The organism is uncultured Holdemanella sp. (genome assembly GCF_934754935.1).
Classification (GTDB): Bacteria; Bacillota_I; Bacilli_A; order Erysipelotrichales; family Erysipelotrichaceae; genus Holdemanella.
Genome location: NZ_CAKVJB010000026.1, coordinates 1 through 22,480 on the forward strand (window position 1 = coordinate 1; position 22,480 = coordinate 22,480).

Genomic DNA, 22,480 nt, shown 5'->3' on the forward strand with positions numbered 1-22,480 from the left:
TTTTGACACCACCCGCATAGCAGGTGGTTTTGTTGTTTCGTACTTCGTACTCAACTGGCTAAAGCCAAAAGCGTAAAATAAAAAGGAAGTGAAAACACTTCCTCATTAGTTCTTTAATGCTTGTAAAGGAGCTGGGATTCTTCCTCCACGATTGATCATGACATCATTAGAAATTTGAGAAATTGGCATAACAGGACCTGCACCTAATAAACCACCAAAATCTAATTCATCCCCAACATCTTTTCCAATTGCTGGAATGACACGAACAGCCGTCGTTTTTGTGTTAACCATACCGATTGCCGCTTCATCCGCAATAATTCCTGAAATAACACTTGCACTTGTTTCTCCTGGAATTACGATCATATCCAATCCAACGCTACATACAGCAGTCATCGCTTCTAATTTTTCTAATTTTAAAGCACCTATTCTAGCTGCATGAATCATACCTGCATCTTCACTTACAGGAATAAAAGCTCCAGACAAACCACCAACATTACTTGTTGCCATAACGCCACCTTTTTTAACCGCATCATTCAACATCGCAAGACATGCAGTAGTTCCATAAGCACCACATGTTTCCAATCCCATTTCTTCTAGAATGTAGGCAACACTATCACCAATAGCTGGTGTTGGTGCTAAAGACAAGTCAACGATTCCAAAAGGAACACCCAATTTTTCACTGGCAACCGTTCCTACTAATTGTCCCATACGTGTAATCTTAAAGGCTGTACGTTTGATTAAGTCTGCAATCTGATCCATACGCAATGATTTATCGGCTTTACTTAATACAGCACGCACAACGCCTGGTCCAGATACACCAACATTGATTACACAATCGGCTTCTCCAACACCATGGAAAGCTCCTGCCATAAATGGATTATCTTCAGGTGCATTACAGAATACAACTAATTTTGCAGCACCCAAACAATTATCATCCTTTGTATATTCCGCGCAACGCTTCACAATACGACCCATTTGTGCAACGGCATCCATATTGATACCGGCTTTTGTACTACCTACATTAACACTCGCACAAACATGTTGTGTTTTCGCTAATGCTTCAGGAATCGATTCAATCAATTCATTATCTCCTGCCGCATATCCTTTTTGCACTAATGCAGAATATCCACCAATAAAATCTACACCTAATTTTTGTGCACAACGCTCTAAAGTTAATGCGTATTCAACCGGATTTCCACCAGAACAAGCCACTAACATCGCAATTGGTGTTACACTAATTCTCTTATTAACAACTGGAATACCATAAGTCTTACTGAAGTCATTTCCTACTTTTACTAAGTCTTTAGCTAAGCGGCAAATCTTTTCTTCAACCTTTTGACATGAAACATGAATATCTGGATCCATACAATCAAGTAAACTAATACCCATTGTGATTGTACGAATATCCAAGTATTCTTCGTCAATCATCTTTATTGTTTCTAAAATTTCATTTGTCTGCATGTGAACACCTCATTAAATCTTGTGCATAGAATTGAAAATATCCTGATGCATACAACGAATTACTAAGTTCTTTTCTTTTCCTAAACTCTCCATTTTTTCTGCAAATTCATTTAATGGAATACTCATTTCATCAATTGCCACTATCATAGTCATAGTAAACATTGAATCTACAATTGTTTGTGTTACATCCAATACATTTAAATTGTAGTTTGCACATTCATTGGCAATCATAGCCAAAATCCCTACTTTGTCTTTTCCAATTACACTAATAACAGCCTTCATCGTCATTCTCCTTATAGTTTTATTGCACATTTTTCAAAACGCACTAGCTCATACGGTTCATATGCACCCTGGATTCCTTGCACATTCACATCATATTCACTTGGCATAAAGGATACCTCATTTTGTTGATTTAGACAATCCTTAATAATTTGACTTTGTTCTTTTGTCAAAGTTTTTGACTTTTTAAAACAAATTTCATTTGCCTTATTTAGTAAAATAACATCGACATCTAAACAGTCACTCGCAAACAAATGATCTTTCCAATCACATTCTTGAACATTGAAATAAAAGTCACTATTGTCAATATCTCCGCCCTCAAGCACAAATATCGCAATATCATTTGTGTAACAAAAATGAAGATCGATACCACTATTCAACATTTCAATTTCCTCCTGTGTCCAATCCTCATCTTTTATTACTAACATAAAACGGTTTTCTACATAGTCCATGATGGCACCTAAATCGATGTCATACTCAAATTTTTCTTTACTCATACCACCATTATAAAGATTATCTTAAGAAAAAGCGAATCAATTTCTCATTCAATTTTGTATAAGGCTGATAACGCATAGGTAAATCAATGATTCTTTTTTTATCCACAATACTCTTTGTATGGCTAAACGTATCAAAGCCACGCTTCCCGTGATATGAACCCATACCACTTTCGCCTACACCACCAAAGCCCATATTACTTGTAGCTAAGTGAATCACTACATCATTGATACAACCTCCACCAAATGAAACTTCACTCGTTACTTTCTTTGATACTTGTTTATTATTTGTGAAAATGTATAAAGCTAATGGAGAAGGCATAGAATTAATTTTATCTATAACTACATCTAAATTCGAATATGTCAATATCGGCATAACAGGGCCAAATATTTCTTCCTGCATAATTGGATCTGAAAATTCCACATAATCCATCACTGTTGGTTCAATTTGTAGATCATGGTGTTTTCCACCATAGACAACCTTATCCATATCGATCAACCCTAAAATTCTCTTATAGTGTTTTTCATTGATGATATGCCCATAATCATCTAAATTCGCATATTGTCGTTTGATTTCAGATATAACGCACTCTATAAATTGATTTTTTATCGATTCATGCACCAATATATAGTCTGGTGCCACGCAGGTTTGTCCACAATTCAAATATTTTCCAAAAACGATTCTTCGCGCCGCCAATTTAATATTGGCATCCTTATCTATGATACAAGGACTTTTTCCGCCCAATTCTAGAGTGACTGGTGTTAAATATTGGCTAGCTTTATTCATCACGATCTTTCCTACTCGTTTTGAACCTGTATAGAAAATATAGTCAAACTTTGAATCTAGTAATTTAGAACTCACTTCACTATCTCCAAGTACACAAGCTACATATTCAGAATCAAAATATTCTTCAATCATATCCTTAATAACTTGAGATGTGTGTGGACTAAATTCACTTGGCTTTAATACCACTGTATTCCCTGCTGCAAGCGCATCAATCAATGGATCAATGGATAATAAAAATGGATAGTTCCAAGGACTAATGACTAATACCACTCCATAAGGACTTGGCTTTTCAAAACTGCGCGATAAAAATTGTGATAATGGTGTATATACTGTTTTTTCTTTTGAAAACTTACGAACATGTTTTTCCATGTAAGTTAATTCACTTAAAGCTAACCCAACTTCGCACATATACGTTTCAAAATTTGATTTTCCAACATCCTTTTTTATTGCCTCATTGATTCTATCTTCATAAGCTAAAATTGCTTTTTTTAAAGTTTTTAAGGCATTTATTCTAAAATTTATATCGAGCGTTTTATGAGAATTATAAAATTCTCTTTGTCTTAAAACGATTGGATCCATACTCAATCCTCCACTACTAAATCATACACTTTTTCTAACTCTTTTACATCCCACAAAACAGGAACCGGGTACAATGGATTGGCTTCCTGATCGGCATATAATGCCAATTCATGAATATCTGATTTTTTTAATTCACTAAATGTAGATGAAATGCCAAAACGCTTCTTCATTAAAGAAATTTGTTCAATAAAGCGCTCTGCCCCCACTTTATAAGAATCATTCACATTACAGATTCCACAATACAACGCCATTTCATATAATTTCTTGTACACACTTTCTCCATATTGTCTCAACACAACATCAAGTAAAGTCGCATTAGCTAGTCCATGCGCAATATTATATTTTCCACCTAATGAATGGGCTATCGCATGCACATATCCAACATAGGACACTGTAAATGCGTGCCCTGCATAGTAAGCAGCATCTAACATATTACTTCTAGCTTCTAAATCATTTCCGTTTTCATATACCTTATATATATTTTCAAAAATAAGTTTTGTAGCCTTTAGCGCATATTCACGCGTCTTTTTTGTGGTCGAATTACCAATATAAGCCTCAATCGCATGAGTTAAGGCATCCATCCCTGTACATGCCGTAATAAATGGAGGCAAAGATAATGTAGGCTTAGGATCTAAAACCGCATAATCTGGAATCAAATTAAAATCATTAATCGCATACTTATGACGTGTTTTTGAATCTACAATGACTGCCGCAAGTGTTGTTTCACTTCCGGTTCCAGCTGTCGTAGGTACGCAAATAAGTAACGGTAGTTTCTTCCATATTTTTAAGATTCCTTCCATCTTTGATAGTGGTTTCTTAGGGCGAGCAAGTCTAGCTCCAACTGCCTTAGCACAATCCATACTGGATCCTCCACCAAAGCCAATCAAAGCTTGACAATTCGAAGATAGGTATATGTTTTTAGCTTCTTCTACATTATCACTCGTTGGATTTGCGACCGTCTTATCATAAATCACATATTCAATAGAATGATGATCCAAGTGTTCACACATACGATCTAATATCCCTAATTGATACACTGTAGAATCAGTAATAATCATGACTTTAGATATATGATGATCCATACAAACATGAGAAATTAAAGATGTACTCTTTAATATTTTTGGAGTTCGATAGGGTAAAACAGGAATCACAAGTTTAAAACAATTCTGAAAAATTCGACAATATATTTTCTTGAATGTATTCATAAAGCACCTCCGTTTAGTTAACTTTGTATACTTTATATTCATTTGTTCACTTTGTCAACTATAAAAAATATGGACACATACATGTCCATACTCTTATGCTTTCATCAATAGCCTTTCAATCGACTCTTCACTTACTGAGAAGATGGATGCGATAGCTTTAACACTGAATCCTTTTTCTAGCATGGTTTGATATACTTCAAACTGATTTAGCGCAATGCCTCGCTCAATTCCTTGGTCAATAGATTTTTCTCTTCATATCAATTACTTAATACTCGTTTTAAACTCTCAACAGATATTGAACAAACCTTAGAAATCTCATTGACACTCATTCCATTCTTTATCATAGTCTTGTACAAAAGAACTTGTCCTAACTCTACACCTTGTTCAATGCCTTGCTCAATACCCTGTTCAATGCCTTGCTCGATACCTTGTTCAATGCCTTGCTCAATTCCTTGTTCAATGCCTTGCTTGATTCCTTTTCTTATTCCTTCAGCTTCCCATTCCTTTGATTTTACCTCAAGCCATCTCTTTTCTGCCTCGCACATCTCAATACACCTAAGCTTTCATCAATAGCCTTTCAATTGACTCTTCACTTACTGAGAAGATGGATGCGATAACTTTAATATCAAATCCCTTGTCCATCATTTTTTGATACATCTCAAGTTCTTTTTTCTCACTACCTTGTTCAATGCCTTGCTCAATTCCTTGTTCAATGCCTTGCTCAATTCCTTGTTCAATGCCTTGTTCAATTCCTTGTTTGATTCCTAACTCAATTCCTTCCGCTTTCCATTCCTTTGATTTTACCTCAAGCCATCTCTTTTCAGCCTCGCACATCTCAATCTCCTCCTTTTCCTCTAATTCCTTTAAATCCAACCATTCTACATCCGTCAATGTCTTGACTACTTTTAACACACTGCTCTTTACAAGCCCAAAGCTATTACTCTTTTCTTCATAAATAGATTGATCATAAATACTTCGACATATATAGAATAGATTATACACGTCTTCTTCATTAAAATTATATGAAGTATTTCCTGTGATTTCAATCAGATTCATTTGGTAGTCATGGAAATAGGATTTAAATCTTTCATCCACATCTACAAGTTCTGAAAGCTTACTAGCTGCATTCCAAGGTCTTTCTCCTGTATAGAATACTAGAATGTGCACCATGGGTAGTTTTTCTTTCGATTTATTCTTTTTAAGCTTCTTTAACATTCGATCATAAGCTACATACTCATATGTTGCAGCTCTTACAACCATTGAAGCATCTACACGACTTTGATTTTCAATAATGAATGCACTATAAAGATTTCCATCATTATACTTACGAATCACATCCACATGCTTTTCTAGATCCATATTCGCATCATTCATCTCTGAATCAAGTTCTACACAATTCTCTGGTTTTAGAACTCTTTGACCATCAAAGAAGTAGGCATTAAAGAAATCGACAAAATAGGCATTGTTTTCTAGAAATTCCTTCATCATTTTATCTTTGATTTTGTTCATTTTATTTCATCACCTCTATATTCTTAAACGTTTTTTTTGAAGGTTTTTCGAGAAAAGATGCATATTTTAACAATTTCACATAATCCAATCTGATTTCACAACATTTACCAAAGTTATAAGAAAATTATAACAACATGGAATGATATTCTATAAGTGCCTTAAAGATAAGGCAATGAATATAGAAATAAACCAATATTCATATCTCTCTCCTAAAAATAATAATAAACAAAAAGAAGCCATTCTACACGCCAGCTAGGATGGTTTCTTTTCTACTAAACTTGTAGATTACAACAATTTTTTGTTACAATACAACTATGCCAAGAATTCAAAATGACTGTATAAATACAATCGAAATTAAAAAAAGTAAATTTATTACCTATCTTCATAGAACACAAGATGAACAAGAGGCAAAGGAGTTTTTAAAAGCTATAAAAAAAGAACATCCCAATGCCAATCATCATTGTACAGCTATGATTATAGGAAACATTATGCGATCTAACGACGATGGTGAACCAAGCCAGACAGCAGGACATCCCATGTTAGATGTTTTAATGCATAATGACATGCAAGATATTTTAGCTGTTGTGGTTCGCTATTTTGGAGGAATCAAACTTGGAACCGGAGGACTTGTAAGAGCTTATAGTTCTAGTGTTTCTGAAGCTTTAAAAGTGGCAACACTAACCACTGTAACAACCCTTCAAGAATATCAAATTCATTTTTCTTATGATTTGATAGGAAAGGTTGACCATTATTTTAGAACGCAAAACATTGAAGTCATTGAACAACAATATGAAGAAGATGTTGTCTATCATTTTCTTGTTCAAGAAGATATTTCTAAAGATTTAATGGAACTTACAAACGGAAAGATACAAATTCAATATATACAAGACATTGAAACCGAATGCGTAATTTAATTCGCATACTATGAATATGATATACTTTAGAAAAGCGAGGTACATTTATGGATAGTATTCTTACTCTTATTGCACTTTTTGTGATTATATTTATTTTTTGGACATTAGCAAGCTGGCTACTTCCAATTATTTTACCAATCATCATTGTCTTTTGGATCATTTCCCTATTCACAGGAAGAAGACATGTACATGTTCATACCTATAACAGTGCTCAAAATAATCAAGAGGAACAACCAAAATCAGCACCAAAACATGGAGCTATTGACGTAGAATATACGGAACATGAAGATGATGGAGATGAACAATGATTTGTCACAACAGTGTTGGTTATGATACACAAATCAAAGACTTGTTGATTAAATCTGCCTTCAATATGGATGAAAAAGAAATTGATGCCTGGATGAAATATCAATATGATCCACAACACATGTTCTGCTTCTGGCAAGATGATAAGATTACTTCTTGTCTTCAAGTCACAAAAAGAACGATGATGTTTTTGGACCGACAAATACGTGTATCTGTGATTGGTATGGCCGCAACTTTACCTGATTATAGACAAAGAAAACAATTTTCTAGCTTATTAGATGCCGCCATTTCACAAGCTACCTATAACGATTTATTAACCATCACATATACAAATATGCCCAAATTATTTGAAGTCAAAAGCTTTCAGCATATTTCAAACACAAAAGAATATTGGATTGGAGCTCCACTATGTAGAAGCGGAAATCCTTTCCATGTGAAACAAAAAGCAGAGAATTTATACCCATTATATTTCCAATTTATGCAGTATTTTGATGGCAGCATTTTATTAAGTGAAGATGAATTTGATCAACTCATTCAATACCATCAGAGTTTAGGAAAATCCATTGTCACAATCACAAATAAAGATAAACAACCAAAAGGATTTGCGATATATTCTACAAAAGATAAGCAAGCACATGTCGAAACCTTAATTTATTTTGACTCACAAGCCATTCAAGATCTTTTAAGTTATATATCCATAAACAATGAAGTGACATCCATTCTCATCAGTGAAAGTGAAAGATTCGATAAATTATTCCCATTACATTTTCCAAGAATGGATAAAAAATTAATGGTCAGACTCAACAATTATAAATTATTTGATAAATTCTCTAATACAAATGTTAGAAACGCAAAAACAGCTTATGAACTATTAGAAAAGCCTACATGGAACCACTTCCAGTAGGCTTTTTATAAGACAATTTCTTCTTATCAAATTAATTCTGCATATGAATCATTTCTTCTTCAATCATTGGATACGAAATTAGTGCTTCACTATCCAAATTTTCATTAAACATATTCACACCACTAATTTGATGATTATTGTATGTCGTGTAATAGTAAATTCCATTTCTTAAGTCGCAACAAGAAGTATAAATTGTATATTCATACTTACCTGGTTCTACCTCACAAAGACCTTTTTGTTGCTCAACACTACCAATAATATGGAAATATTGACTCAAATCATTCTTATCACTTGTCGCATTCGCTCTTGTATAGGCAACACGCACAAATCTAGATCCACTCGACAAGTCTCCAGGAAGTCCCATAGCTCCAAATCCACGTGAATACGCCTTTAAATCCAAGCCAAAATTATTTTCAGGCTGCTTATTTGATAAATACATATAATCATTCAAACGAAACAACTGCATAGGTAATGGCGGATTGTTTGTCAAAACATGCGTAGGATTCTCATGTACATGCATACCATCTTCCATACACTCAACGACAATGCTTTCATTTTCATCACTAATCATATAGTGTAATTCAGCTACTGGAAAGCGCTCATTAAATGGTGTTGCACAAACATTCGTATTCTCTAATACGACTCTTGCCTCTTTGACACTAGCACATTGCGATAAGATCCAAGGAATAAATTCAAAGGCGGCTACATTGTTCTTACCTTCTTTTACTTCATAAAACTTTGCGTTTCCAACAAAGTTTAATCCAGCCATTCCCAAACCCTTCTCATTCATGGCATCGTAATATAATGGATACTCTTCAAATACATGTGCCATACCAACTATCGCATAATGACTTTCATGTTGATCTAAATGTCTAAAATGAAAATCATAATTGCGCGGTGTGACAGCTACTTGTTCTCCATATGAAAACTCATAATCTAAATTCCTTCCAAAAAACTGATTAAAGCTTAATGCAGTACACATTAAAATCATCTCCTTCTGCTTGTAGCTTAACACAAAGTGGATAAGAATTCACTTATAATGAACAAATCAAAATATGTGTTCATTGCGTTCAGTACCAAAAAACTATATATTTTAAGTGTCATAAGAAATGCCTTATCTTATGATTAACCCTTTGGAAAATTATTCAACCCTGTAAACTCAAGATACATTTTTATCTTAATAATTTTCCTCTCCCTAAAGCAATGTCAAGCCCGGACATTGCTTTTTATTTTACGTAAAAGAAAAAAGCCATAAGTTTCCCTATGACTTAAAACGCAAATACAATTCCTACAACCGCACTAGCTACAATAAACCAAATTGGATGTAATTTAGGTTTATACTTACTAAATGCAAGTAATACGAATAAACAAATAAATTGTTTCCAATGAAATGTAGAGAAAGTATAATCACCAAATAAAGTAGTCACCAAAATATCAATGGTTGCCACGGCAATAAAGGCAACGACAGCTGGTTTTAATCCGGCAAAAATTTGTTGGACTAACTTTGCCTCTTTAAATTTCTCTAAGAAATTCGCAATGATACAAATAATGATCAAACTTGGTAAAACCAAACCAAGTGTTACAATAATCGAACCTAATACACCATATTGACTAAAGCCTACGTAGCTAGCCATATTGACACCCATTGGACCTGGTGTAGATTCACTTACCGCAATCATTGTAGACAAATCACTCATTGTATACCAGCCATAACGAACCCCAATCTCTCTTAAGAATGGAATGGTCGCAAGACCGCCTCCTACCGCAAATAGTCCAGTTTTGAAAAATTCTAAAAACATGAGTAATAACTTAGTCATTTTTCTTTAACCATCCTATTCTAGAAAATACAACACCCGCAATACCTGCACCAATCACAAGTAATACCGTAGAAACTTTGGTAAACATCGCAAAAATAAGGGCCACCGCAAAAATCAAGAAGCCAATCTTATTTTTAATATTACCCTTACCTAATTTTAATACCGCATTGATCATCAACATACATACAGCTACACGAATTCCATTTAGTGCATGTTGCACAATGGCTAAACTTGAAAAGTTTGTGATCAAACCTGCAATCACACTAATGATGATAATAGATGGAGTTACTACACCTAATGTAGCCGCAATAGCTCCTGGAATACCAGCTTGGTAGTATCCAATAAAAGTCGATGTATTGACCGCAATAACACCGGGTGTACATTGGCCAATCGCATAATAGTCCATGACTTCATCTTCCGTAGCCCAATGATATTTTTCAATAACTTCCTTTTGAATCATTGGCAACATGGCATATCCACCACCAAAAGTAAATAGACCCATCTTAAACCAAGAAACATATAATTGAATGAGTTTCTTCATTTTACTCTCCTTTTAATACAAATTTTTCAATGACTTCACAAACAGCACCTTCTTCACAAGTAGCATTTGTGACATAGTCACAATCCGGTTTAATACCAGGCGCTGCATTTTGTACTCCAACACCTAAACCAGCATCTTTGATCATAGATAAATCGTTATAGTTATCCCCAATCGCAATCGTATCCTGAATATCAATATGTAATAGATCGGCTAATTTTTTAAGTCCAGCCCCCTTATTTACACCCTGATGATTAAATTCAATATAACGATTACTTGAATATGAAACATCCATATCATACGTAATATCCTTAAGATCACGATCAATGCTTTGAAGATATTCAAAATCTGTATTTGTATATAATACTTTCACAATTTCCTGACCCTTTAAAAAATCAAGATTCTGATCAAATACCTCAATCATTTCCTGACGATTCTGCACATATCTTTTTTCATCTTCCGTTAAGTTATATGCATATACCGCGTCTTTAGTATATACATGAATGACTACATCATACTTTAATCCACGCTTATATAATTCTTCAGCTTTTTCAAAAGAAATACCTTCAAAATGTAAAAGTCGATTGTCTTTATTTTCCGTGATAGCCCCACCATTATATGAAATCACATATTGATTGGCTTCATCAAAAAGATCCAATTCCTTTAATGTACCTTGTACAGTGTTATAGCCTCTTCCTGTTGCCAATACAAATTTAACACCTAAATCTTTCAACTTCTTAATAGCTTCAATATCTCTAGAATCAATTGTTCGATCGGGTTTGATCAAAGTTTCATCTAAATCACACGCAATTAACTTATACATAAATACCCTCCCTTAGATATGGAAAAATTATAAACCATCTTTTTCCAAAAAAAAAGTAGCATTCAAGCTACTTATAATACAGAACCAATCACATGAACAATAAAAGCTAAAACCCACGCAAGTACACATTGCCATGCCACTACACCAATCGCCCATCTTGCACCGAGTTCTCGTTTAATAGATGCGATAGCTGCAACACATGGTGAATAAATCAAGCAGAATACAAGTAAAGAAGCAGCAGATAGTGTAGTTAAGGCACTATGTACGCCACCTACAAATAGTACTTGTAGAGTAGAAACAACACTTTCTTTCGCCATAAATCCACTGATCAATGAAGTCACAATACGCCAATCTTGAAGGCCTAATGGCGCAAATACAGGCGCAATCCATCCGGCAACCATTGCCAAAATACTTTGACTTGAATCTTTGACCATTTCAAATTGTAAGTTAAAGCTCTGAAGGAACCATACAAGTACAGTGGCCACAAAAATAACGGTAAAAGCTTTTTGTAAGAAATCCTTCGCCTTTTCCCACAACAATTGACTTACATTTTTTAATCCTGGCAAACGATAATTTGGAAGTTCCATCACAAACGGAACAGCTTCCCCTTTAAATAAAGTGTTTTTAAATAAGAACGCAACTAAAACACCTACGACAATGCCCAGCACGTATAGTCCTGTCATAACTAAGCCACCTTGTTTTGGAAAGAACGCACTCACAAAGAAGGCATAAATTGGTAGTTTTGCGGTACAAGACATAAATGGCGTCAATAAAATCGTCATCTTACGATCTCTTTCACTCGGCAAAGTACGTGTTGACATAACGGCTGGTACCGTACATCCAAATCCAATCAATAAAGGAACAATACTTCTTCCGGATAATCCAATTTTTCTTAATAGTTTATCCATAAAGAAGGCTACACGCGCAATATATCCACTATCTTCCATCATAGATAAAAAGAAGAATAGTGTCACAATGATAGGTAAGAAAGATAATACAGAACCTACACCCGCAAAGATACCATCAATCACTAAACTGTGTACGGCATAGCTTACGTGAGCACTTGTCATCCATGCATCCACTACTTGTGTGATCCAATCGATACCAAGTTCTAATAAACCTTGAAGCCATGCTCCAATCACATTAAATGTTAGATAGAATACAAGTAACATAATCCCAATAAACATTGGAATTGCAGTATATTTACCGGTTAAAATACGGTCAATTTTTTCACTTCGAACACGCTCTTTACTTTCCTTAGGCTTTACTACAGTCTGTTCACAAACCTTTTCAATAAAAGAAAAACGCATATCGGCAATGGCCGCACTGTGATCGAGTCCACGTTCTTTTTCCATTTGAAGCACAATGTGTTCAATCATTTCTTTTTCGTTTTCATCTAAATCCAAACGATCAAAAATCAAATTATCGCCTTCAATAATTTTACTAGCCGCAAAACGTAATGGAATATCCGCCTTTTTGGCATGATCTTCAATTAAGTGGCAAATAGAGTGAATACAACGGTGAACAGCTCCACCAAAATCATCTTCTCCACAAAAATCTAAACGCCCCGGTCTTTCCTGATATTTCGCAATATGAATCGCATGTTCGATCAATTCATCAACACCTTGGTTTTTAGCTGCAGAAATAGGTATAACCGGTACACCAAGCATAGCTTCCATACCATTGATATCAATCGAACCTTGATTGTTGGCCACTTCATCCATCATATTTAATGCGACAACCATCGGAATATTCATTTCTAATAGTTGCATTGTCAAATATAGATTTCGTTCAATATTAGTGGCATCCACAATATTGATAATAGCCTTAGGCTTATCGTTTAACACAAAATTACGTGATACAATTTCTTCACTTGTATAAGGTGACATTGAATAAATACCCGGTAAATCGGTCACCATTGTATTTGGATACCCTTTAATGGGGCCATCCTTTCGATCAACTGTTACCCCTGGAAAGTTTCCAACATGTTGATTCGATCCTGTTAATTGATTAAACAAAGTGGTTTTTCCACAGTTTTGATTTCCAACCAAGGCATATGTCAAACAAGTTCCTTCTGGCAAAGGATGCTCATCTGCCTTTACATGATATTTACCATTTTCACCAAGTCCAGGGTGAACTGTGTTATTTATATTTTCTGCACTCTCATGCTTTCTTGTTCTCTCATCAATTAATTCAACTAATATTTTTTCAGCTTCATCTAAACGAAGCGACAATTCATAACCATGAATCTGTAGTTCCATTGGATCGCCCATAGGCGCAAACTTTACAACTGTAACCTCAGCACCAGGTATAACTCCCATATCTAGAAAGTGTTGTCTTAATGCACCCGTTCCTCCAACGGCCTTAATCAATGCACTCTGTCCTATTTTTAGCTCTTTTAACGTCATGCATATCCCTCCCCCAATTAGTTAAAATTATAATCATCTTATGCGAGTAGTCAATTACAGTACTTGATATTTTTATTGACACAATCTATTCACTTGTTTACAATTGAACTGTTCACAAGTAAACATTAGGAGGGCATATGTTGACGATAGAAGAATTTTTACGCTTATCCAATCGATTGCGTGAATATTATGGTAAACAAATCAAAGATCGATTTGCAGAATATACATTTTCACCAAACGAAATCTCGATATTGATTTTACTACAAAACAATAATTCCATTACGACAAGCACACAGCTACGTGTTGTATTAGGCGTTTCAAAAGCTTTAGTATCTCGAAGCGTAACAAGTTTAGAACAAAAGGGATTGATCACAGTTAAAGGAATTCCAAACGATAAAAGAATCTCCCATATTGAATTAACCGAAAATGCGATTCCTGTATTAGAAAAAATTTCTATTGAGATTGAAAAAATCAATCAAGTATTATTTAAGGATATTCCTACAAAAGATATTCAATGCATGATTGAGACAATGAATAAAATGAATGAAAAAATAGAAGGAGCAAATTAAAATGAAATTTACAACAGCGTCCGAAGTGGATTTAGGACATGAAAAAGTTGGTAAGTTACTCTTTATGTTGGCAGTACCTGCCATTTTAAGTCAAATAGTTAACTTACTCTATAACGTAGTTGACCGTATGTATATTGGTCACATTCAAGATGTAGGAGCTATTGCCCTAACTGGAGTTGGTGTTTGTCTTCCTATTATTATGATTGTATCGGCCTTTGCGTGTTTAGTTGGTATGGGCGGTGCTCCAAGAGCCAGTATTTATATGGGTAAACAAGATAATCCAACGGCTGAAAAAATCATGGGAAACTGTTTTATCGCATTGATTGTGATTTCTTTAACACTAACTGTATGTTTATTAGCTTTCCAAACTCCATTACTACAATTGTTCCAGGCAAGTTCAAAAACAATTGTATATGCCAAACAATATTTGAGTATCTATGCCTTTGGAACGATTTTTGTCCAAATGACCCTTGGTATGAATGCCTTCATTTCTTGTCAAGGCTTCTCAAAAACAAGTATGATGACCGTTTTGATTGGTGCTATTTTAAATATCATTTTAGACCCAATTTTTATCTTTGGATTTAATATGGGCGTAAAAGGTGCTGCACTAGCTACTATCATTTCTCAGGCCATCAGTGCAATCTGGGTCATTCGTTTCTTGAGTGGTAAACAAAGTGTTCTTAAGTTAAAAAAAGAAAACTTTAAAATTGTTCCAAGTTTACTATTCCCAAGTTTAGCTTTAGGTATCGCACCATTTGTGATGCAGTCAACAGAAAGCTTGATTTCTTTATGTTTCAATATGCAACTATCTAAATTTGGTGGGGACGTTGCGATTGGAAGCATGACCATTCTAACGAGTGTTATGCAGTTTGCGATGATGCCACTACAAGGATTAACTCAAGGTGGACAACCCATCATCAGTTACAACTTTGGCGCTAAAAATGCCGAGCGTGTTAAAAAAGGTTTCTTACTTCAAACACTATGTTGTTTCATATACGCAAGTATCATCTGGCTTTTAGTGGAGTTATTCCCACAAGTATTTATTTCAATCTTCACAAATGATCCTGAATTAATGTCTATGGCAACATGGGCTATTCGTATCTATATGGCATGCGTATTATTAATGGGGCTTCAGATTTCTTGCCAACAAACATTCATTGCGTTTGGCAATGCCAAGATTTCTGTATTCTTAGCTATCTTTAGAAAGATCATTGTCTTAATTCCATTGATTTTTATCTTACCAAGCATCTTATCCGATCACATTTTTGCGGTATTTGTTGCCGAACCTATCGCAGACTTTATTGCGGTAAGCACAACAGTAACACTATTTATTAAAAACTTTAAGAAGACATTAGCACAAATGAGTTATGAATAATCATAACTCATTTTTTATTTTATTCAATAATGCTTCCTTATTATTCTTTTCAGGATGATAAAAACTATATTTTAAACACATATTCAAAGCTTCTTGAATTTGTTTCCCTCTTAGATTTGTAGCTTCTATGATATCTTTTCCATTCAATACAAGTTGGGATATACTCATACAACGATTTCTATTTTGGATGTAATAGTCATAGAATAATTCTACATCGATAGCTGATTTTTGTCCCAATTCAGAATGGGCCATCGCATCGCAATAACGAATTTGAAGTAAGTTCAATAAGTGTTCTTCATCCAAATGATATGTAATGCGATATTTATAAATACAATCTAAATCACAAGTAAATTTATCATCATGATGCAAGACATAGAATGGTATCCACTTTCTTTGTTCATTTGTGAGTTTAAAACGACGACAAAGCTCTTTCGATAATTCACTTCCTACCTTCGCATGATGCTTAAAATGATCCTTTCCATTCGAGTCGGTTGTCTTTACTTGTACTTTACCTAAATCATGAAATAATAGCGCAAAGGCCAAGGTTTCATCATATGGTTTTAAATATTCCATCGCATCTAGTGTATGATGCAAGACATCGGTATAGTGATAGATTGAGTTTTGGCTACAGTGCAATGCCAAATCTAACTCCTTAAATACAGGCTTTAAAAGAAGTGTCATATCCGCCAATACTTGTGGATTTGTTTCCATGATTTCTTTTAATTCATGTACGATTCTTTCAATAGAAACATATTGAATCAAAGATGCATTTGTATCAATGGATGTTTTAACTGTTTCATCCATAGAAAAGCCTAGTTTTGCACAAAAACGATAGGCACGAAGCATTCTTAGGGCATCTTCATTAAATCTTCGATCCGGATTTCCAACACAACGTATCACTTTACGTTTTAAATCAGATTGCCCATTGTATGGATCAATCAAGCCACGACTTGGATGATAGGCCATCGCATTCACAGTAAAATCACGTCTTGATAAATCTTCTTCAATTGTAGAAACATATTTCACACTGTCAGGATGACGATGATCCTTATATTCACTCTCTAAACGAAAGGTTGTGATTTCAACCGGGGAATCCGACAAGACCGTTACCGTTCCATGTTTGAGTCCTGTGCCAACACTTCGATCAAACAGATTTAATATTACTTCAGGCTTAGCACTTGTACAAATATCATAATCATGAATCGGACGATTTAATAAATAATCTCGTACACAACCACCTACTACATAAGCTTCATATCCAATGTCATTTATTTTATGAATGATTTCTAATATATATTCAGGTAATTTCATACTTCTATTATATAAGAAAAAGGTGCTGAATTGCACCTTAATTACTTTGTAACCTTTACATATGTTGGAATTGTATCCGCCATGATTCTCTTAGCGATTTCCATACTTCCAAACATAAATTCAAAACCTTTCCCATAACTTGCAGGCGTACAGAAGTTGCCTAAATCTTGTAGTGTCTGTTTATCATCATTGATCATATCCACAACTAAGAACCAGTGGCTAGGCTGATCTTTGACAATTCTTTCCTTCAAATAAATAGAAAGAATGTCTGGGTGAGAGTCACCAAATTCGCAGATAGCTCTTTGAAGTTCGGTTACACTTGCGATAGGATCACGAAGCTTTAAACTATCTCCTTTATGAATTGGATTTTCACTCACTTGAGATCCACGACTTTTATCTAATTCCACTAATAAATTACAATCTAGTAAAACATTAGCTCCAAATGGATCGATTACAATACCATGAATCTGGTTTAATGCCATCTTCACAAAAGGCATATATTGATTATATGTCATAACTAATGAATGGATTTCACTATCTTGATCCCATTTCTTTAATTGATCCATACTTGAGAAGACAGGAAAGAAACTATCTCCCTTATCATTTTGAATCAAAGACAATTGGAATTGTGTATTGGGTTCAAAAACTAAGACGCCTTTTTCATTGCGAGTAGGTTCTTTATCCCATTGTGCTGGGATTAGAAAGTTAGTAGAAATAAACGCATCCAACAAGTTTCTAAATGCTGAATCTGTTTTTTCTCTATTAAATACAATTAATGTTTCTTGTAGTTTTTCATTTTTAAATTCATTTACCATAATTATTCCCCTGAAATTGTGCACTCTTCAAATGCGATACTTGGACTTACAACCTGATGATAACTCCAATCTAAATCGTTACCCACACTCATTACGTGTTTCATCATATCTAAGAAGTTATTTGCGACGGTAACCAAGGTAACGTTCTTATCTCTTTTACCATCCTTTACCCAGAAGCCTGAGCATTGTAGTGAGAAGTTAGTAGAAACAAAATCAAGTCCTGCATGAAGACCAGCTAAATTCTGTACGACAAAACCATCTTTGATTTTTGTACATAAATCCTCAAGACTATCATTTCCAGGTACGATGTAACAATTCATCGGTTGTACACTAACACTAGATGCATAACCTGATTTAAAGCCATTTCCTGTACTCTTTGTATGCATTCGATTGGCACTTCTTGTGTCATGAAGCATCATAACATATTTTCCGTGATCCACCAATGTTTTTGAAAAAGTTGGACAACCCTCATCATCAAAATTGGCAATACTTAAACAATCCGTATTCTTTGGATCATCCATAATTGTGATTTGTTCAGAGAAAATTTGTTCGTTAAATTTATCTTTCAAAGGTGAAATCCCCTTATACATCAATTCTCCATTAAATAAACCTGTAAAAGCTGCAAACAAAGATGTCATCGCATCCTTTTCAAAGATAACTGGGCATGTACAGCTTGGAATTGGTGCAGCCCCTAATTTATTTAAAGCTTTATCACAAACACGAGATACAAAAGAATCCAAATCATATTGGTTAAAGTCATATACAACTTCAACTAAACTCGCATCTTTGATTTCTTCATTTTCTTTAACGACAACACTGGCAACAATGTACTGCATTTCATCCACATCTTGCACATCCATACCTAAGCTATTCACAATACTGCGGCTTCCACTTCCTTGTGAATATCCTAAATATCCAACTTGAATGACACGTGGATCATAGGCTAAAATCTTAGTTTCTAAGCTTTGAAGAACTTGGTTCACATATTCTGTACTTGCCATATTCCAAGTCACATCTTTTTTTACATATTCAATCGGCTCTGGTTTTCTTAATGAATCTGTTTCTTCATTTGAAATAATATGTGCTTGTTCAATCAATGACTTTAAAATAATCTCACATTGATCATCATCTACTTCTTCCAAAGCCATATTGGCCATTTTTCCATCTACAATTCCACGAATACTTGTACCCGTTACTTTACTGGATACTAAAGTGTCCATTTGTCCTTGAAACCAAGTCATTTCTTTTTCTACTGTTGTAGATTGATAGATTTCAAATTCCTGAATGCCTAGGCCAAGTGCTTTTTCAATCCATACTTGTTTATTCATTGGCCGTACCTCCGACTGTGATTTGTGAAACACGAATGGCTGGCTGGCCTACATCGGTAGGAATTGAACCCGAACTAGCGCCACACATACCTTGTCCACGCTCTAAGTTTTTACCAACGCGATCAATATTAAATAGGATATCCGCACCATTACCAATTAAAGAAGCTCCTTTTACTGGATAAGAAATCTTGCCATTTTCAATTAAATAACCTTCTAATACGGCAAAGTTAAATTCACCGGTTTGTGGATTTACACTTCCACCACCCATTTTTTTCGCATACAATCCACGTTTGATTCCTTCAAACATTTCGTCAAAATCATCATTTCCAGCGGCAATATATGTATTTGTCATACGCGAAGTTGTTTCAAATTTATAAGACTGACGACGCGAACTTGAAGTCGATTCAAGACCCATTCTTCGGCCATTCAAACGATCGACCATATAACTCTTTAAAATACCATTCTCAATTAATACACGTCTTTGTTGGGGATTACCCTCATCATCGACGTTTTGTGAGCCCCATGCATTTGGAATTGTACCATCATCAATCGCCGTAACTTTATCACTAGCGACTTTTTGCCCTAATTTATTACAGAATACACTCTGATTTTTACTGACTGAACTTGCCTCTAGAGCATGTCCACAAGCTTCGTGGAAGATCACGCCACCAAATCCATTGTCAATAATGACTGGCATCTTTCCAGATGGACAATCTTTTGCCTCTAATAATACCAAGGCGATTCGACTTGCTTCTTTTCCGATCGATTCTGGTGTTCTTTCTTCAAAGAATTCAAGACCCTTACTTGCGCCTGGTGCTTCATAGCCCGATTGTAAGTTTTGACCATCTTGGGCAAAAGAGGATACAGACATTCGACAACGAATTCGAGTATCGTGTACTAGTCTTCCTTCACTATTTGAAATCTGTACATTTTGGCATACACTTGCCAAGCCTACAGATACTTTTTGAATCTTATCTGAATATGCCTTTGCGGCATCACTTGCACGTAGCATTAAGGCAACTTTCGATTCTAATGAAGCTTTGACAGGATTTTCTTTGATAGGATGAAGATTTTCATGTTTTTCTTCAACCAAAGAGATAGCTACAGATTTAGATTCAATGCCAAAGCCCCCACGCAAATCATCCACTAAGGCATTTAATGATTCTTCATTGGTTTCATTTGTGTATCCATATACAGATTGCACACCTTTATATAGACGAATTCCAATACCGGCACGAATCAATACATTTGTATCTTCTAATTTTCCATTCAACATGGATAAAGATTCAGTTGTACCTTCTTCTTCAAAGATTTCGGCAAAATCACAAGAAGAAGCCATACAACGTTCTAATAATTTTTCTAATTGTTCCTTCTTTAACATACTTATCCCTCAATGCAATCTACAAATCGTTTTGTGATTAATTGAGGACGAGTAATGATAGATCCAACGACTACACTGAAGCATCCAAGTTCTAATACACGGCGTGCTTTTTCTGGTGTATCAATATTTCCTTCGGCAATCATTGGCACATTTGATTGTTCTAAATATTTACGCATGATCTCAAAATCATTCGTTTCAACTTTATCGCCCTTACTTTCTTCTGTATATCCAACTAATGTTGTTCCTACAAAATCAAAACCTAATTGGGCAGCATGTAGACATTCTTCTAATGTAGAGCAGTCTGCCATTAATTTCTGTTCTGGATATTTAGCACGAATATCCGCATACAATTCATCTAAATTTCTTCCATCTGGACGAACACGACAAGTTGCATCTAAGGCAACGATTGCTGGATGTGCTCCCTCGATCAATTCATCAATTTCTTTCATTGTAGGTGTAATGAATACTGGGCAGTCTCCATATACACGTTTAATAATTCCAATAACTGGTAAATCCACTTCTTTTTGAATTTCATTAATATCTTCTACAGTATTAGCACGAATACCTTTAGCGCCTCCCCATTTAGCAGCTCTAGCCATACGTCCCATAATAAATGATGAATGTAAAGGTTCATCTGGAAGTGCCTGACAAGATACAATCAAGTGTCCTTTTACTGATTCAATGTTACTCATGATTTAAATCTCCTTTTTCTTATTTATATATAGGTAATTATACTACGTATATAGCCTTAAAAACACGATTTTAAAAAAAATTAAAAATTTTTAAAAAAAGTGCTTGCAATCATTTAAAAGTGATGGTATATTTAATGGGCACTGAGCGAGACACATGAGCTCAGTTGAAATAAATGCGCCCATAGCTCAACTGGATAGAGCGTTTGACTACGGATCAAAAGGTTGTGGGTTCGATTCCTGCTGGGCGCGCCATTTATTTTTTTTCTAAAAATATCGGGATGTAGCACAGCTTGGTAGTGCACTTGATTTGGGATCAAGGGGTCGCAGGTTCAAATCCTGTCATCCCGACCATTATTTTATTTAATTCGGCTGGGTAGCTTAGTTGGCTAGAGCATCCGGTTCATACCCGGAAGGTCGTGAGTTCGAGTCTCACTCCAGCCACCAACGAGTTTAACTTGGACCCTTAGCTCAGTTGGTCAGAGCATCCGGCTCATAACCGGCGGGTCGTAGGTTCGAGTCCTACAGGGTCCACCAATTATACATATGCAGAAGTACCCAAGTGGCTGAAGGGTCCGGTCTTGAAAACCGGTAGGTCGTGCGAGCGGCGCCTGGGTTCGAATCCCAGCTTCTGCGCCATCTTAATTAATTCACATCGCGGGATAGAGCAGTCTGGTAGCTCGTCGGGCTCATAACCCGGAGGTCGTTGGTTCAAATCCTTCTCCCGCAACCATGTGGTCTCATAGCTCAGTTGGTAGAGCAAAGGACTGAAAATCCTTGTGTCGTTGGTTCGATTCCGACTGAGACCACCATTTGTCAAAGATTGCACCTAGCATTTGCCAGGTGCTTTTTTTATGCCTTATTTAAAGCATATTCTTACATAACGGTTATATTCCTTATCTATATAAACCACTAAAACAAGTGTTTTTTTAAACAAAATTCGCAAAAAAATCGCAAAAAATTTTCAAAGCATATTAAAAACGGATAG

The 22,480-nt window shown here is 35.2% G+C and carries 22 protein-coding genes and 7 tRNA genes; 12 read left to right on the plus strand and 17 right to left on the minus strand.

The annotated features are described in order from the left end of the window. Positions 1-105 precede the first annotated feature (105 nt). The 7 genes from Q0E86_RS07770 to Q0E86_RS07800 form a co-directional block, all read right to left on the minus strand. Positions 106-1,461, minus strand: coding sequence for a PFL family protein (locus Q0E86_RS07770; RefSeq protein ID WP_295755887.1), 1,356 nt, complete (start codon positions 1,459-1,461; stop codon positions 106-108). Positions 1,462-1,473: 12 nt separating this feature from the next. After that, on the minus strand, positions 1,474-1,743 hold the full coding sequence (locus tag Q0E86_RS07775; RefSeq protein ID WP_295755889.1) for an ACT domain-containing protein: 270 nt from the start codon (positions 1,741-1,743) through the stop codon (positions 1,474-1,476). 11 nt (positions 1,744-1,754) lie between these two features. After that, complete coding sequence (locus Q0E86_RS07780; protein WP_295755890.1) at positions 1,755-2,237, minus strand: hypothetical protein; 483 nt, start codon at positions 2,235-2,237, stop codon at positions 1,755-1,757. A 16-nt stretch (positions 2,238-2,253) separates the two neighbouring features. After that, positions 2,254-3,600 (minus strand): aldehyde dehydrogenase, encoded by a 1,347-nt coding sequence (locus tag Q0E86_RS07785; RefSeq protein WP_295755892.1) that lies wholly within the window; start codon positions 3,598-3,600, stop codon positions 2,254-2,256. Positions 3,601-3,602: 2 nt separating this feature from the next. Further along, entirely contained in the window at positions 3,603-4,805 is a 1,203-nt protein-coding gene (locus Q0E86_RS07790; RefSeq protein WP_295755895.1) for an iron-containing alcohol dehydrogenase, read from the minus strand. 257 nt (positions 4,806-5,062) lie between these two features. Further along, positions 5,063-5,350 (minus strand): hypothetical protein, encoded by a 288-nt coding sequence (locus Q0E86_RS07795; protein WP_295755898.1) that lies wholly within the window; start codon positions 5,348-5,350, stop codon positions 5,063-5,065. Between the two features lie 10 nt (positions 5,351-5,360). After that, entirely contained in the window at positions 5,361-6,314 is a 954-nt protein-coding gene (locus Q0E86_RS07800) for an Rpn family recombination-promoting nuclease/putative transposase (RefSeq protein ID WP_295755901.1), read from the minus strand. 314 nt (positions 6,315-6,628) lie between these two features. Between Q0E86_RS07800 and Q0E86_RS07805 the strand changes: the two genes are divergently transcribed. The 3 genes from Q0E86_RS07805 to Q0E86_RS07815 are packed head-to-tail and all read left to right on the plus strand — an operon-like array spanning position 6,629 to position 8,438. Then, complete coding sequence (locus Q0E86_RS07805; RefSeq protein WP_295755903.1) at positions 6,629-7,228, plus strand: YigZ family protein; 600 nt, start codon at positions 6,629-6,631, stop codon at positions 7,226-7,228. A gap of 47 nt (positions 7,229-7,275) precedes the next feature. Next, positions 7,276-7,536 (plus strand): hypothetical protein, encoded by a 261-nt coding sequence (locus Q0E86_RS07810; protein WP_295755906.1) that lies wholly within the window; start codon positions 7,276-7,278, stop codon positions 7,534-7,536. Next, on the plus strand, positions 7,533-8,438 hold the full coding sequence (locus Q0E86_RS07815) for a GNAT family N-acetyltransferase (RefSeq protein ID WP_295755908.1): 906 nt from the start codon (positions 7,533-7,535) through the stop codon (positions 8,436-8,438). The genes Q0E86_RS07810 and Q0E86_RS07815 overlap by 4 nt, the downstream gene beginning before the upstream one ends. A 31-nt stretch (positions 8,439-8,469) precedes the next feature. On the opposite strand, the gene bsh is transcribed toward Q0E86_RS07815, so the two are convergent. The 5 genes from bsh to feoB all read right to left on the minus strand — a co-directional run bounded on the left by bsh (position 8,470) and on the right by feoB (position 14,024). After that, complete coding sequence (bsh, locus tag Q0E86_RS07820; RefSeq protein ID WP_295755910.1) at positions 8,470-9,420, minus strand: choloylglycine hydrolase; 951 nt, start codon at positions 9,418-9,420, stop codon at positions 8,470-8,472. A gap of 286 nt (positions 9,421-9,706) precedes the next feature. Beyond that, positions 9,707-10,255: a chromate transporter gene (locus tag Q0E86_RS07825; protein ID WP_278738045.1), complete on the minus strand. Its 549-nt coding sequence runs from the start codon at positions 10,253-10,255 to the stop codon at positions 9,707-9,709. Beyond that, on the minus strand, positions 10,248-10,796 hold the full coding sequence (locus Q0E86_RS07830) for a chromate transporter (protein WP_118320112.1): 549 nt from the start codon (positions 10,794-10,796) through the stop codon (positions 10,248-10,250). Before Q0E86_RS07830 ends, Q0E86_RS07825 begins: the two co-directional genes overlap by 8 nt. A 1-nt stretch (position 10,797) precedes the next feature. Continuing rightward, positions 10,798-11,616: a Cof-type HAD-IIB family hydrolase gene (locus Q0E86_RS07835; RefSeq protein ID WP_295755913.1), complete on the minus strand. Its 819-nt coding sequence runs from the start codon at positions 11,614-11,616 to the stop codon at positions 10,798-10,800. Between the two features lie 71 nt (positions 11,617-11,687). Next, complete coding sequence (feoB, locus tag Q0E86_RS07840; RefSeq protein ID WP_295755916.1) at positions 11,688-14,024, minus strand: ferrous iron transport protein B; 2,337 nt, start codon at positions 14,022-14,024, stop codon at positions 11,688-11,690. Positions 14,025-14,161: 137 nt separating this feature from the next. Between feoB and Q0E86_RS07845 the strand changes: the two genes are divergently transcribed. Together Q0E86_RS07845 and Q0E86_RS07850 are read left to right on the plus strand one after the other, a co-directional pair. Beyond that, the gene (locus Q0E86_RS07845; RefSeq protein WP_295755919.1) at positions 14,162-14,593 is read left to right on the plus strand and encodes a MarR family winged helix-turn-helix transcriptional regulator; all 432 of its coding nucleotides are present in this window, start codon (positions 14,162-14,164) and stop codon (positions 14,591-14,593) included. A 1-nt stretch (position 14,594) separates the two neighbouring features. Then, positions 14,595-15,968, plus strand: a complete 1,374-nt coding sequence (locus Q0E86_RS07850) for an MATE family efflux transporter (RefSeq protein WP_295755922.1) — start codon at positions 14,595-14,597, stop codon at positions 15,966-15,968. On the opposite strand, the gene Q0E86_RS07855 is transcribed toward Q0E86_RS07850, so the two are convergent. The 5 genes from Q0E86_RS07855 to Q0E86_RS07875 are packed head-to-tail and all read right to left on the minus strand — an operon-like array spanning position 15,969 to position 21,495. Next, positions 15,969-17,279: a CCA tRNA nucleotidyltransferase gene (locus Q0E86_RS07855; protein WP_295755924.1), complete on the minus strand. Its 1,311-nt coding sequence runs from the start codon at positions 17,277-17,279 to the stop codon at positions 15,969-15,971. 41 nt (positions 17,280-17,320) lie between these two features. Beyond that, on the minus strand, positions 17,321-18,094 hold the full coding sequence (locus tag Q0E86_RS07860; RefSeq protein WP_295755926.1) for an enhanced serine sensitivity protein SseB C-terminal domain-containing protein: 774 nt from the start codon (positions 18,092-18,094) through the stop codon (positions 17,321-17,323). A 2-nt stretch (positions 18,095-18,096) separates the two neighbouring features. Further along, a complete protein-coding gene (locus Q0E86_RS07865) occupies positions 18,097-19,422 on the minus strand; it encodes a TldD/PmbA family protein (protein ID WP_295755928.1) in 1,326 nt (441 codons plus the stop codon). Beyond that, positions 19,415-20,803, minus strand: coding sequence for a TldD/PmbA family protein (locus Q0E86_RS07870; RefSeq protein WP_295755931.1), 1,389 nt, complete (start codon positions 20,801-20,803; stop codon positions 19,415-19,417). The genes Q0E86_RS07865 and Q0E86_RS07870 overlap by 8 nt, the downstream gene beginning before the upstream one ends. A gap of 2 nt (positions 20,804-20,805) precedes the next feature. Further along, a complete protein-coding gene (locus tag Q0E86_RS07875) occupies positions 20,806-21,495 on the minus strand; it encodes an N-acetylmannosamine-6-phosphate 2-epimerase (RefSeq protein ID WP_295755934.1) in 690 nt (229 codons plus the stop codon). Between the two features lie 175 nt (positions 21,496-21,670). Between Q0E86_RS07875 and Q0E86_RS07880 the strand changes: the two genes are divergently transcribed. From Q0E86_RS07880 to Q0E86_RS07910, 7 genes are all read left to right on the plus strand, one after another. Continuing rightward, positions 21,671-21,747 (plus strand) — tRNA-Arg (locus Q0E86_RS07880). A gap of 22 nt (positions 21,748-21,769) precedes the next feature. Continuing rightward, positions 21,770-21,846 (plus strand) — tRNA-Pro (locus Q0E86_RS07885). A gap of 16 nt (positions 21,847-21,862) precedes the next feature. Continuing rightward, positions 21,863-21,939 (plus strand) — tRNA-Met (locus tag Q0E86_RS07890). A 13-nt stretch (positions 21,940-21,952) separates the two neighbouring features. Continuing rightward, positions 21,953-22,029, plus strand: a tRNA-Ile gene (locus Q0E86_RS07895). Between the two features lie 11 nt (positions 22,030-22,040). Beyond that, positions 22,041-22,131, plus strand: a tRNA-Ser gene (locus Q0E86_RS07900). A gap of 17 nt (positions 22,132-22,148) precedes the next feature. Further along, positions 22,149-22,225: transfer RNA gene (locus tag Q0E86_RS07905), tRNA-Met, on the plus strand. A 3-nt stretch (positions 22,226-22,228) separates the two neighbouring features. Beyond that, positions 22,229-22,304 (plus strand) — tRNA-Phe (locus Q0E86_RS07910). Positions 22,305-22,480 lie beyond the last annotated feature (176 nt).

Coding starts and splice junctions, on each gene's coding strand:
- Q0E86_RS07770 (WP_295755887.1), bottom strand. CDS start 1,461: ATGCAGACAAATGAAATTTTAGAAACAATAAAGATGATTGACGAAGAA.
- Q0E86_RS07775 (WP_295755889.1), bottom strand. CDS start 1,743: ATGAAGGCTGTTATTAGTGTAATTGGAAAAGACAAAGTAGGGATTTTG.
- Q0E86_RS07780 (WP_295755890.1), bottom strand. CDS start 2,237: ATGAGTAAAGAAAAATTTGAGTATGACATCGATTTAGGTGCCATCATG.
- Q0E86_RS07785 (WP_295755892.1), bottom strand. CDS start 3,600: ATGGATCCAATCGTTTTAAGACAAAGAGAATTTTATAATTCTCATAAA.
- Q0E86_RS07790 (WP_295755895.1), bottom strand. CDS start 4,805: ATGAATACATTCAAGAAAATATATTGTCGAATTTTTCAGAATTGTTTT.
- Q0E86_RS07795 (WP_295755898.1), bottom strand. CDS start 5,350: ATGTGCGAGGCAGAAAAGAGATGGCTTGAGGTAAAATCAAAGGAATGG.
- Q0E86_RS07800 (WP_295755901.1), bottom strand. CDS start 6,314: ATGAACAAAATCAAAGATAAAATGATGAAGGAATTTCTAGAAAACAAT.
- Q0E86_RS07805 (WP_295755903.1), top strand. CDS start 6,629: ATGCCAAGAATTCAAAATGACTGTATAAATACAATCGAAATTAAAAAA.
- Q0E86_RS07810 (WP_295755906.1), top strand. CDS start 7,276: ATGGATAGTATTCTTACTCTTATTGCACTTTTTGTGATTATATTTATT.
- Q0E86_RS07815 (WP_295755908.1), top strand. CDS start 7,533: ATGATTTGTCACAACAGTGTTGGTTATGATACACAAATCAAAGACTTG.
- bsh (WP_295755910.1), bottom strand. CDS start 9,420: ATGTGTACTGCATTAAGCTTTAATCAGTTTTTTGGAAGGAATTTAGAT.
- Q0E86_RS07825 (WP_278738045.1), bottom strand. CDS start 10,255: ATGACTAAGTTATTACTCATGTTTTTAGAATTTTTCAAAACTGGACTA.
- Q0E86_RS07830 (WP_118320112.1), bottom strand. CDS start 10,796: ATGAAGAAACTCATTCAATTATATGTTTCTTGGTTTAAGATGGGTCTA.
- Q0E86_RS07835 (WP_295755913.1), bottom strand. CDS start 11,616: ATGTATAAGTTAATTGCGTGTGATTTAGATGAAACTTTGATCAAACCC.
- feoB (WP_295755916.1), bottom strand. CDS start 14,024: ATGACGTTAAAAGAGCTAAAAATAGGACAGAGTGCATTGATTAAGGCC.
- Q0E86_RS07845 (WP_295755919.1), top strand. CDS start 14,162: ATGTTGACGATAGAAGAATTTTTACGCTTATCCAATCGATTGCGTGAA.
- Q0E86_RS07850 (WP_295755922.1), top strand. CDS start 14,595: ATGAAATTTACAACAGCGTCCGAAGTGGATTTAGGACATGAAAAAGTT.
- Q0E86_RS07855 (WP_295755924.1), bottom strand. CDS start 17,279: ATGAAATTACCTGAATATATATTAGAAATCATTCATAAAATAAATGAC.
- Q0E86_RS07860 (WP_295755926.1), bottom strand. CDS start 18,094: ATGGTAAATGAATTTAAAAATGAAAAACTACAAGAAACATTAATTGTA.
- Q0E86_RS07865 (WP_295755928.1), bottom strand. CDS start 19,422: ATGAATAAACAAGTATGGATTGAAAAAGCACTTGGCCTAGGCATTCAG.
- Q0E86_RS07870 (WP_295755931.1), bottom strand. CDS start 20,803: ATGTTAAAGAAGGAACAATTAGAAAAATTATTAGAACGTTGTATGGCT.
- Q0E86_RS07875 (WP_295755934.1), bottom strand. CDS start 21,495: ATGAGTAACATTGAATCAGTAAAAGGACACTTGATTGTATCTTGTCAG.